Below are 11,968 nucleotides of genomic sequence, written 5' to 3'. Positions count from 1 at the left end.
GCCGCCGGCACCCCCGGCGCCGAATAGCCCGCCGTCCCCGCCCCGGCCACCGGGCTGGTTGATTCCGCCGGAGCCGCCGGCGCCGCCGTTGCCCCACAGAATTCCGCCGGCGCCGCCGGCCTGGCCCGTGCCGGCGGCCCCGTCGGCTCCGTTGCCGATCAGCGGGCGTCCCAGAATCGCGTTGGTGGGGGCATTCACAACACCCAAAAGGTCGGCTTCGATTCCCTGCAGTAGACCGTCATTGGCCGCCTCTACGATGCCGTAATTGGCTCCGGCGGTCAGCAATGACCGTATGAATTGGTCATGGAAAAGTGCGGCCTGTCTGCTGAGCGCTTGATACGACTGGCCCTGGCTTGAAAATACGGCCGCGATCGCGGCCGAGACTTCGTCACCAGCCGCCGCGACCACTTCGCCGGTGGTGGCCGCCGCGGCCCGATTGGCCGATCCGAGCGCGGACCCGATTGCCGCGACCCGGTCCGCAGCGGTGGTCAGTTCCTGCGGTGCAGCAAAGACAAAAGACACAAAAGATCCCTTCAATTCACCAGGAACCCTTGGGCAACAGGCTATCTCGGGCATGAACAGGCACCCGGAAGCCAGATAGGCCGCGCTGCGCAGGATTTCGTCGTCGACTCGGTGGAGGATTGCCTTAGGCGATTGGCTCTTCACGCCTCGATAAAGCGTGCTGGTCTCAGCCCGCCCGCAGGGCTCGACACGATGCGCTCGATGGCGAGGTTAGCCGAAATCTGCACGCGCTGAGCGGAAATCGCCAGTATTCGCGCGGACATCAGCGCAATTGGAATGCGATTCCAGAATTGTGGCTTCAGCGCTCGCCAGGTGGCGCGCTTACCGGTTTTCCGACAACACCAGATAGTCGGTCAGCGCATTTCCCACCGCCACCGCACCCAGCGCGGTGGGATGCAGGGGCACGCTGTTGCCTTCGGTGACGTAGCCCTCCACGTAGCGCTCGCCTGGCGGCGCGCACATGTCATGACCCACGGACATCGACCGCGTGTCGAAGAACTCCACACCCTTGTCGTTGGCGAGTTGTCGTTGTCGATCGTCGAGTTCGTCGACTTTGGCCTGCAGATAGTTGGCGTCGTTGGGCAGCAGCGGTTGGCTGGGAAAGCAGCCGCCGGGGCGGACGAAGATCCCGTAGCCCACCAGGATGATGCGTGCTCGGGGGGCGTCGGCGCGCAGCTGGTCGATCATCGTGGCCCACACCGGGACCTGCTCGCCGATGCTGCTGGAGACACGGTCGACGTTGTTGACGACGAACGCGGCGGCGCACGGCTTCGGGTCGGCGGCCTTGACCTCGCAGGACTCCGCATCGCCGGCCAGTCCCACGTCGTTTGCGCCGATGGTGATCGTGATCAGGTCCGTCGGCGGCCCCACCATGTCCAGTTGCCGGGGGATCAGTCCGTGGTCTGTCCGCTGTTCGCGGTTGACGACGTCGTCGGTCGTCGCTCCGCTGCACGTGACGTCATGAAACGCGGCAGCGTCCAGGCGGCGGGCGAGCACGGCCGGATAGTTGTTGGTGGACTTGTGGCAGCCGCGCGGGGCGGCCGGCTCGGGCACACCAGGTGCGGCGGCGAAGGAATCACCCATCGCGACGTAGTTCGATCGGGCGGCCGAGCCCGGCCCGGCCGGCGGGGTCGCCGCGCATCCGGAGGACGCAACGCTCACCAGCACGGTGATGCCAATGCGCTTCGCCCACATGCCTTCCAGTGTTTCATCCCGCCCCGAAGCACCGGCTGATCTAATAGCCCCGGTAACAGCCGCAGACGCGAACTCGTCGAAGGAGATCGATGGCCGGCGGGATATCACGGCGTCAATTCGGTATCGCGGCGGGAGGCGCGCTGACCGCCGCGGCGGCGGCCTGCGGCTCGCAGGACAGCAAACCCGCCGCGCCCTCGAGCACGTCGTCCCCTCCGCTGGGGTATGCCGTCAAGGTCGACGACCCCCGTGGCGCACCGGGCTACGTCTTCTACGTCTCGGGCACCACGGCGGCCAACCCGTCCGGCGGAGCGCCGAAAGCGGTGGTCCTGGTCATCGCCGACAAGTCCGGACGGGTGGTGTGGCAGCGCGAGCTCCCGGCCGGCCAGACCGCGGGAAACCTGCGCGTCCAGACGTATCAGGGCAAGCCGGTGCTCACCTGGTGGCAAGGCCTCAAACAGGGCGGCCACGGACTCGGCCTCAGCTACATCGCCGACGAGCGCTACAACGTGATCGACACCGTCACCCCGGGCGGGGAGCTGTCGTCGGACATCCATGAATTCCGGCTCACACCCGACGGGCACGCCCTGGTCACCTCCTACCAGGAAGTCGTCACCGACCTCAGCGCCGTCGGCGGCCCGAGGGACGGCAGGATCTACAACTGCATCGCCTCGGTGGTCGACGTGGAACGCCACCAGACGCTGTTTCAATGGGATGCTCTCGCGCACGTGCCGGTCAGCGACTCCCCGGCAAAGTACAACCAGGGTCAGGTTTTCGACCCCTACCACATGAATTCGATCGCGCTGGACCCCGCTGGCAACCTGCTGATCAGCATGCGCGCGTTGTCCACGGTGTTCAGCGTCGATCCACGCACCGGCGCCGTCAACTGGCGACTCGGTGGGCGGCAGTCGACGTTTGCGCTCGGCGAAGGGGTCGAGTTCGCCTACCAGCACGACGTGGAGATGCCCGACGCCAACACGGTCACGCTGTTCGACAACCACTTCGAGGGCAACGCCGGCCAGACCGGCGGCGGCTCGGTGCCGAGCAGCCTGAAGTGGATCCGCCTGGACCCGGCCGGGCGCACCACCACGCTGCTGCGCGCGCAGCCCCACCCGGACAAACTCAGCAGCGGCGCCATGGGCAACCTGCAGCAACTACCCGGCGGCGGCACCTTCTCCGGCTGGGGAACGGCCGGACACATCGCCGAATTCGCCGCTGACGGCACCATGCTCTACGACGTGGCCCTGGCCGGCGGCACCTATCGCGCTTACCTGAACGAGTGGAGCGCCACCCCCGTCGAGCCACCGAGGATGGTCTTCACCGGCGACACGGTGCACGCCGTGTGGAACGGAGCCACCGCGGTGCGCAGCTGGCGGCTGCGGCACGGCCAGCAAAGTTCCGCGATGACGGTGCTGGCCACCGTCGACTGGGCCGGGTATGACACGGCGCTGCCGCTGAACGGCGCCAGCGACGGCTACTACCAGTTACAGGCGTTGGACGCCGATGGCAATGTCGTGGGCCAGACGCCGCCATTGCCCCACGCGAGCTAAATCCGGGCTTATGGTGATCCCGTGCAGGCGACGCACTTCGGGCGCTACCGGTTGCAGAGCGTTCTGGGCCAGGGCGGCATGGGTGAGGTGTGGCGCGCCTATGACACGGAGACCAACCGCGTCGTCGCCATCAAGCTCCTGCCCCCGCAGCTGGCCACCGACCAGACGTTCCTGCAGCGGTTCCGCCGCGAAGCGGAGGCGGCCGCGCAGCTCAACAACCCGCATATCATCCCGATCCACCACTACGGCGAAATCGATGGCCGACTTTATGTCGACATGCGGCTGGTCGAGGGGCGCGACCTGGAAGAGACGCTGTCGAGCGGACCGCTGGCCCCGCAGCGGGCGGTACACATCATCGAGCAGGTAGCCCAGGCGCTGCGCGCCGCGCACAAGGTCGGGCTGGTTCACCGCGACGTCAAACCGGGCAACATCCTGGTCGATGAGGACGATTTCGCGTACCTGATCGACTTCGGCATCGCCCGCGGCGCAGACGACGCCGGACTGACCGGTTCCCGGGAGATGATCGGTAGCTGGCCGTACATGGCACCGGAGCGGTTGATGGCCGAAGAAGCCGACGCCCGCGCCGACATCTACGCCCTGACGTGTGTGCTGTACGAGTGCCTCACCGGCAACCGGCCCTTCCCCGGTGAATCGCTGGAGAGTCAGGTCACCGCGCACCTGACACTGCCGCCGCCGCGGCCGTCGGCCACCCGGCCCGACCTGCCGGCCGAACTTGACGCCGTCATCGCCAAAGGCATGGCCAAAGAGCCCGGCAACCGGTACCAGACCGTCACGGAAATGGCCGCCGCTGCCCGAGAAGCGCCGCTTGATCCCGAGACCGCAAGCAGCGCCCCGACCCTGGCCGCCACCCCGGCCCCGGCGACCGTCGCGGCGAGGCCGCCGCTGTTCACCCGGATGAGCCCGCGGGCGCGGATCGCACTCGGCGCCGTCCTGGTCACTCTGGTCGCGGCCGTCGTCGTCACCGTTACCGTCCGCGTCCACAGCGCCGGCACCCGGGCGCCCGATTCTTCGGCGGCATCGAAGCCGGCCCCGCCGCCGGCGCCGGCGGCGTCCGAGGTCGTGCTGCCCATCGCCGGCCTGAACGGTCCACTCGGGGTGGCGGCGGACGGCGCCGGCAACGTGTACGTCGCCGACAGCGGGAACGACCGGGTGGTGAAGCTCGACGCGGGAACCCTGGAGCAGAGCGTGCTGCCGTTCAGCGACCTCAGGAACGCCGTCGGAATAGCCGTCGACGGCGCCGGGGCGGTGTATGTCACCGACTCCCATGGCGAGCGTGTGCTGAAGCTGGCGGCCGGGAGCAGGACGCAGACGGTGGTGACCCTCGACCACAGTGGGCCGCACGGGATAGCGCTGGACGCGGCCGGCAATCTCTATCTCGTCGACTGGCTGAAAGACCGCGTGCTGAAACTGGCGGTGGGAACCGGCGCGCAGACGGTCTTGCCGATCACCGCGATCGAGGGCCCCGAGGGGGTGGCGGTGGACGGCGCCGGCAACGTCTACGTCGCCGACTTCGACAACGGCCGGGTGATCAAGCTGATCGCCGCGACCGGCGCCCAGACGACGGCGCCTTTCTTCGGTCTCGTCAACCCCTGGGGTGTCGCGGTGGACGGGTCCGGGAATGTGTTCGTCACCGACGCCGGCACCGGTCGGGTGGTGCGGCTGGCAGCCGGGACCAGTACCCAGACGGTGCTGCCGTTCCCCAGCCTCGACGGGCCGCGCGGGGTGGCCGTGGACGGCGCCGGCAATCTCTACGTCGCCGAGAGCGGCAAGAACAGGGTGCTGAAGCTACCCAAGTCGTGACCCGCTGCGGGTCACCTCGCCGCCGCGTCGAGCCGGTAAATCTGGTGCGGAAGTCGAGTGGCGGCCTGCGGAAATACAGGCTCGGTGACGATGGCGCCACACAGGGCTGCATCGTCGCCGCGTTAGGGCTTGATCCGGATCTGCCCCGGGGACCACAAACCACTACGCGTCGCCTCGCCCAGGTCCAGCCGCGCCGGCGGCGCATCGACCAGCGTGTCGAACTTGCGCAGGGACCCCCAGTCGCGGGCCCAGTCACGCGACAGGTAGGTCGCCATCACATGGGCGCGCAGCAGCAGGTCGGTGATGCCCAGCAGACCGCCGTTGACGCCGTCCTCCCAGGTGTCGGTGTCCAGCTTCTTGGCGTTGTAGTCCGGGGTGATGCGGAACCGCGGTATCTCGGTGACACCGTTGGTGTGCAGCATCGGTTGCTGGCATGGGAACGCCAGCCCCACGGCCCAGTCCAGCAGCACCGGTTGCGTCGAACCCACGTACTCCTGCAGCGACCGCAGCTCCGGCACCCGCGGCGGCGTGACCGCGATCCAGTCTTCCGGCGTCAGCGACAGGTCCTCGGCCACCACCCGTACCGCCACCGCGTCGGCGGGCATCTTGTCCCGGGCGAAGCGCAGGTTGCGCCACGCCTTGGGCTGCTCGCCGTACAGGTCGTCGGGCACCATCCGGCCCGCGGGCACCAGCGCACCGGGTCCGGGCCGCGCGTACTCCAGCACCACGGTCTGGCCGGACGTGTAGTGGTGCAGGACGCTGTTGCCGGCGATCTTGCCGGCGGCGGTGATGACGACGAGGGGATGGCTCTCCAGGGAAGCCTGGTCGGGCTTGGGCAGCTGGTACCACGCCGACGCCAGCCGGCTCTGCTGCTGGGCGCCCGTGGTGTAGGTGCCGGCCAGCGGTACCCGACCCGGGTCGAGCTGGTAGGGCAGTGGCACGGTCGAGCCGTTGATGCCGGGCGTCTTCAACTTGGTGGGAGCGTCCCAGTCGTAGTCGGTGCCGGGCTGGTTGGGCTTCATCACCATGGCCTCGGCGACGGTGTGCTCGGGCACCCCATTGGGGGAGAAGCCGACGGGGTCGCTGCCGCCCAGCGGACCCAGGGGTCCGTAATTGCCGGGCAGCGGCGTCATGAAGCCCGCGTTGGTGTCCGGCTCGACCAGTACGTCGTCCGCCAGTCCGCAGCCGCCGGCAAACGCCCGCAGATTAGACCAGCCGTTGGAGTACGTCGGGTACTGCCGGACGATCCCGATCCCCATCGACGCCACGAACACCAGCGCCATGAAGCCGGCCGCCAGCGACACCGGGGCGGTGGTGAGCAGGCGGGCCACCCGCCCCTCGCCGCTGCCCCGCGGCGCGAAGTGCAGCCAGGCCGCATAGACAGCCGCCAGCACGAACAGCGCGAAAAAGACTGTGCTGACCGTGATTCCACCGAGCTTGGGCATGGTGGAGTTGAACGGCACACCGTAGCTGGATACGTACCACCAGCCGTTGGTGGTGGCGAAACACAACGCCACCACGAAGAACACCGCGGCCAGGAACGCCATCCGGTTCCGCGACCAGCGCAGCACCGACGGCGACACCAGCACCGTCGTCAACGCCGCCATCGCCGCACCTACCGCGGCGAACAGACCGAAGTGATGCACCCATTTGGTGGGCGCGAACATCAGGAAGAACATGGTGCCGAAGATGACACCCATCAGCCGCCACGCCGGCCCGCGGGCCACCCCGGGCACCCGCTTACGGCGCAGCATGATGAACACCGCGGTGAACAGGCACAGCGCGGCGATCAGGAAGCCGAACCGGCGCGACAGCGAACCGTCGACGGTCGGCAGGAACAGGTAGTAGTAACGCAGGTTCTCGGTGTACCAGGCCTGGCTGGGGCCGATCTTGCTGCGGACCCGGGTGGCTTCCAGCACCGTCGACAGCGTCTGGTCGGCGAACACAACGGTCAGGATGACGGTGCCGGCGGCCAGCATCGGTGACAGCAGCGGCAACGTGCCGACCATGCGACGGCGTTTCACAAAGATCCGCAGGATCGGACGACCACCGGCCACCAGGGCGGCGACCGCGATCAGCCCGGTGGGTTGCACGCCGAGGGTGAATGCCGCAGTGATGATGGCCAGTGCCGCCGGCGTCAGACGGCTGTAGCGCATCGACCGCTCGATCAGCACATAGGTCACCAGCGATCCGAGCGCGATGATGCCTTCGGGCCGCAGGCCGTTGTTGAACGGCATCCACGCGGTGAGCAGCACCATCGCCGCCGCCCAGTTGGCGGGTTTGCTGGCGGCTACCGCCGGGCCGAGTCGGGGCAGCACTTCGCGGGAGAGCAGCAGCCAGCAGAGCAACCCGGCGACCAGGTCCGGCAGCCGCATCCAGATGCTGGCGTCGCTGACGTGCGTCATCAGTGCCAGCAGGTTGTAGTACCAGCCGAACGGGTCCTCGGGGCTGCCGAACCAGCGGAAATAGTTGGACATGTAGCCGGCGCGGTCGGCGACGCGCGCCATGCCCAGGATGTAGCCGTCGTCCGAGGAGTTGGCGCCCATCACGTGCCACAACAGGAATGCGAAGATCACCACTCCGTCGAGCAAGGTGAAGGTGCGCCAGTTCGCTGGGATCCAGCGCCGCATCCGGTGGCCGTCCAGCTGGTCAAGGCGCCACAGCGCGATGAGGGCGACGATGGTGGCCACGATCGCCCCGACCATGGCCAGCAGCTTCAGCGTGGTCGGCGTGCTGGAAAACCGGGTGTCGATAGTTGCCGACAGACTCAGTTGAGGCGGCGCCGGGCCGGTCAGGTCGGTGAACACCCCGACGATCTGGGGGCGCAGGTTCGGGTCCGGGAAACCGCTGCGCAGCGGGGCGCCGCGCGGGTCCTTCAGCCCGATGAACTCCGCGAACGTCCCGGCGTGGGTGGAGCTGATGTCGATGCGCTCGCACTGCGGCGACCGCAATAGGTCCCGCGGTACCGACAGGATCACCACGTTGCGGTCGGTGACGTCGACCCGCTGTGCGCTGACGACGACGAACAGGGCGTTGAGGTTGGCGTCCTTACCCTGCTTGGGCGCGGTGCCCAGGATGACGCCGCCGCTGGGCGGCATGTCGCGCTCGATGCTGCACGGCACCGACGCCTTGAAGTCGACGGGGGTCAGCGAGATCAGCGGCGAGGTGACGCTGTTGAGCTGGCCGTTCTGCGGCCAGTTCAGCATCGCGGTGGTTTGCACGACCGGCAGCAGTGGTGTGGCGACGGACAGCAGGAACCCGATCAGCCCGGCGATCGTCGCCACCCACCGGGTCACCTTCGTCTCGCGAGCAGACACAAACTCGCGTGAAGCGGCCGAGTTTTGTGCGATTTTGCGACTGCTCGCGGGGGAGCCGGCGGAGCTCGCGGGGGAGCCGGCGGAGCTCGCGGGGGGACTGCTGGGACTGCTCATGGGAGGGCCCTAATCGGTCCTTGCCGGCTCCAGCCGGGCACTGTGGTGACGCCCTGCTGGACGGTGGCTTCGGGTGCCTGATCGGCGGGGACCAGCCGGTGGTACTGCTCGACCGAGCCCCAGTCGCGGTACCAGTCGCCGCTGAGATACGTCGAGATGGTCGACGTCCACAACAGCGCCTGGGTGAACATGAACGGCCCCCCGGTGGAAGCGGCCTGCCACAGATTCGACGACACGGCGGTCTGCTTGTGGTCGGGCATGATGCGGTACTCCGGCAACTCCGCGATACCGAGGTGCTCGGAGAACGGCCGCTGGCACGGGAAGTTCGCCGCGGTCGCGATGTCCATCAGCACCGGGCTCTGCGACCCGATCAGCCGCTGCAGCGGTTCCAGCTCCGGCACCCGCGGCGGCGTGAACGCGAACCACTGCTCGGAGCTCAGGTTCGGGTCGTAGGCCACGATGCGCGCCACATTGGCCTCCGGCGGAGCCCAGGCGAACGGGAACCGCAGGTTGCGCCAGGCCGGCTGCGGTCCCAGATCGATCGGGAACACCTCACCGAGGGGCTGGGTGCTGCCGTCGGGCTTGGCGACGCCCCACTGCAGCTTGAGCGACTGCCCGTACATGAAGTCGCCGTCCTCTTTGTAGGACCAGATGGCGCCGGCGGCCGAGACCACCACCAATGGCCGGTCCGGCCGGCGGGCCGGCAGCTGGTACCACGCCGAGGTGGCGCGCGCGGCGAGGTTGTTCTCGCCGTAACTGCCCATCACCGGAGTGCGCGCGGGGTCCAGCCCGAAGGGCAGCGCGGCGTGCGAGCCGTTGACGCCGACCGGCCCCTTGCCGCCGGCGGTTCCGGCGGAGTCCGTGATAGCGGCGTTCGGTTTGTTGGGGGAGGCGTCGGAGTTGACGACGCCGGGCTTACTCACCACCGGGTCGGACTTGAGGTCGTCGCCGACGCCCTCCGGCTTGAAGCCCACCGGATTGACGCCGCCGAGCGGACCGTCGGGACCGAATTCCTGGCCCGGAACGGGCTGCAGCATCCCGGCATTGGAGTCGGGCTCGGCCAGCACGTCGTCGGCCATCGCGCAGCTGTTCGGTGACGTGATGGCCGCCAGGTCGGCCTTGGCGGTGGTGTAGAGGGGGTACCGGAACGCCGCGCCCTTGGCCAGCGAACCGACTTCGCCCGCCACCATGATCACCGCCACCACCAGCAGCGGCGTGGACGCCAGCACCCGGTTGCGCCGGTTGTTCTTCACCTCGGTGTGCCCGGCGTAGTCCATCCGGAAGTGGTACCAGGCGGCCAGCAACCCGGTCAGGATCGACAGCGTCAGGAACATCGACGTCACCGGGTGGCTGGCGACGACGGGCTGGATGTCGTACCACGGGACGCCGTAGTTGCCGACGTAGAACCAGCCGTTGATGCCCGACGTCGCCCAGGCCAGCACGAACAGCAGCGCGGTGACATAGAGCGCCAGGTTGCGCCGGCTGTGCAGTCCGATCCGCGAGACGGTGAACGCCGTCAGCCCGCCCAGCGCACCGGCCAGCCCGGCGAACGCGCCGAACTGGATGGCCCACTTGGTGGGGGTGAACGTCAGCAGCAGCAGGGCGATCGCGGTGGTGCCCACAAACCGCCACGCCGGCCCGGTCGCCAGCCCGGCCACCCGACCGCGGCGCAGCAACACGAACAACATCCCGAACATGCACAGCAGCAGCACCAGCACGGCGAACCGGCGCGACATCGAGCCGTCGGCGTTGCTCTCGACGGTCAGGAAGTAGTAGCGCAGGAAGTCCTGGTACCAGGCGATCGTCGGCCCGACCGTGTACTTGATGCGCGCCGACTCAGCGGCGGTGGCCAGCGTCTGGCTGTGGAAAACCACGACGGTGATCAGGGACAACGACGCGGCCAGGGTGATCAGCGGCGCCAGCCGGCCGTCGGTGTCGCGCCTGCGCCGGATCGCCTGGGCGATGGCGCGGGCGCCGGTCAGCAGCGGAGCCACCGCGATCAGCCCCTGCGGGGCCAGGGTCACGGTGAGCATGGCGACGATGATCGCGACGGCAGCGGGCGCCAACCGGCCCAGCGCGATCGAGCGCTCCACCAGAATCCAGGTCAGGATGACGCCCAGCGCGATCAGCGGTTCGGGTCGCAGCCCGTTGTTGAACGGGATCCAGGCCGCGACGAATACCGCGCCCGCCGTCCACACCGCGACCCGGTTCGCGCCCAGCCCGCCCCGCGCCGGGCCCAGGCGGCGCAGCACGAAGTGACTGATCAGCAGCCAGCAGGCGATGGCGGACAGAGTGGCGGGAAGCCGCATCCACACCCCCGCCGTGCTGACCGCGGCCAGCTTGGACAGCACCCCGAAGTACCAGTCGAACGGTGCGTCCGTGGTGCCGAAGTAGCGGTAGTAGTCGACGTTGTAGCCGGCCTTCGGCGCCACCCGCGCGATGGTCAGGTTGTAGCCGTCATCCGATGAGGTGGCGCCGATGATGTGCCAGAGCAGCAGGGTCCCGATCACCACGACGTCCGCGAGCCAGGTGGCCAGACCGGCCCTGAACCTCGGCAGCCGGGGCCGCCAGCCGCGCAATGTGTCACCCCTGCTCAGGCGGTCCAGCGCCGCCAGGGCCGCGATGGCGACCAGCACCGCGAGCGCCCCCAGCACCATCGCCAGCGTCTTGAGCGCGGTGGGTTGCAAGATGAACCGGGTATCCACGTCGACCCTGGCCGACAACCCGGGCTGTGCGGGCACCTTCAAGTCCGTGAAAATCCCACCGACCTGTGGCTTCTTCTCGGGGTCCAGACGACCGGCGGCGCCCGGGATCCCGACGAAGTCCGCGCCAGCGCCACCGGCGTCGGCCCAGACATGCAGCACGTTGCAACCGCCCGCCGCGATCTGGGCGCGGGGTGCGACCGCGGCGACGGTGTCGCGGAACGCCACCACGACGGAGTCCTTGTTCGCCCGCACGAACAGACCGTGCTTGCCGGTCTGGAACCCGTCGGAGGGCAGCGTGGACACCACCAGACCGCCGGCCGCCGGCAGGGTGGCGATCGCCGAGCAGGGAATGGAGATGTCGAGGTCGCGCGGCGCGCCCGACACCAGCGGAGCCGTGATCTGGCTGATGTTGCCGTCCGGGGTGGTGCCCTGGGGCCACAGCACGGTCGCCGTGGTCTGTCGCACCGGAAGCAGCGGAACCAGCAGGCACAGCACCAGACCGGCGATGCCGGAGACGACGGCTACTAACCGGGCGATCCGGTGGGACCGCTCATTACCGTCGGGGGACACGAGGCTCGATCGTAGGCGACGTCACTGAGTCCGTTTTGGACGCGGGGCCGCGCTGCAGCTCGCAGGCTCGGCGCGCGCCGGCATCAAATCGGTGGGCCTTTGCCTATCGGCGGCCCGCAGAGGTCACAATTACACCCAGACAATGGCCAGGACCCTCGATGACCCGGAAGGCTGGCAG

Annotated in this window: 6 protein-coding genes; 2 read left to right on the top strand and 4 right to left on the bottom strand. The window is 68.7% G+C overall.

Going from position 1 to position 11,968, the window contains the following annotated elements; all coding sequences use genetic code 11:
• Both AO501_RS40415 and AO501_RS30635 read right to left on the bottom strand, forming a co-directional pair.
• The coding region (locus AO501_RS40415; protein ID WP_269435194.1) for a PE family protein at positions 1-522 on the bottom strand (522 nt) is incomplete at its 3' end.
• Between the two features lie 321 nt (positions 523-843).
• Positions 844-1,716, bottom strand: a complete 873-nt coding sequence (locus AO501_RS30635; RefSeq protein WP_055581338.1) for an SGNH/GDSL hydrolase family protein — start codon at positions 1,714-1,716, stop codon at positions 844-846.
• Positions 1,717-1,805: 89 nt separating this feature from the next.
• Between AO501_RS30635 and AO501_RS30630 the strand changes: the two genes are divergently transcribed.
• The gene (locus AO501_RS30630; RefSeq protein WP_063892959.1) at positions 1,806-3,263 is read left to right on the top strand and encodes an arylsulfotransferase family protein; all 1,458 of its coding nucleotides are present in this window, start codon (positions 1,806-1,808) and stop codon (positions 3,261-3,263) included.
• A gap of 21 nt (positions 3,264-3,284) precedes the next feature.
• Complete coding sequence (locus AO501_RS30625) at positions 3,285-5,084, top strand: serine/threonine-protein kinase PknD (protein WP_055581337.1); 1,800 nt, start codon at positions 3,285-3,287, stop codon at positions 5,082-5,084.
• A gap of 122 nt (positions 5,085-5,206) precedes the next feature.
• Here AO501_RS30625 and embB read toward each other — a convergent pair whose 3' ends face one another.
• Positions 5,207-8,515 carry an arabinosyltransferase EmbB gene (gene embB, locus AO501_RS30620; protein ID WP_082658939.1) on the bottom strand — a complete coding sequence of 1,103 codons (3,309 nt, stop codon included), beginning with the start codon at positions 8,513-8,515 and terminating at the stop codon, positions 5,207-5,209.
• A complete protein-coding gene (locus tag AO501_RS30615; RefSeq protein ID WP_055581335.1) occupies positions 8,512-11,790 on the bottom strand; it encodes an arabinosyltransferase domain-containing protein in 3,279 nt (1,092 codons plus the stop codon). The genes embB and AO501_RS30615 overlap by 4 nt, the downstream gene beginning before the upstream one ends.
• Positions 11,791-11,968 lie beyond the last annotated feature (178 nt).

It is taken from the genome of Mycobacterium gordonae, assembly GCF_001417955.2.
GTDB classification, from domain to species: Bacteria; Actinomycetota; Actinomycetes; order Mycobacteriales; family Mycobacteriaceae; genus Mycobacterium; species Mycobacterium gordonae_B.
The sequence above is the reverse complement of the archived record's forward strand: the minus strand, read 5'-3'. Positions and strand labels throughout refer to the sequence as shown.

Bases quoted from the DNA above. Each gene is read 5' to 3' on its own strand.
- embB (WP_082658939.1), bottom strand. From the start codon at position 8,515: ATGAGCAGTCCCAGCAGTCCCCCCGCGAGCTCCGCCGGCTCCCCCGCG.
- AO501_RS30630 (WP_063892959.1), top strand. From the start codon at position 1,806: ATGGCCGGCGGGATATCACGGCGTCAATTCGGTATCGCGGCGGGAGGC.
- AO501_RS30635 (WP_055581338.1), bottom strand. From the start codon at position 1,716: ATGTGGGCGAAGCGCATTGGCATCACCGTGCTGGTGAGCGTTGCGTCC.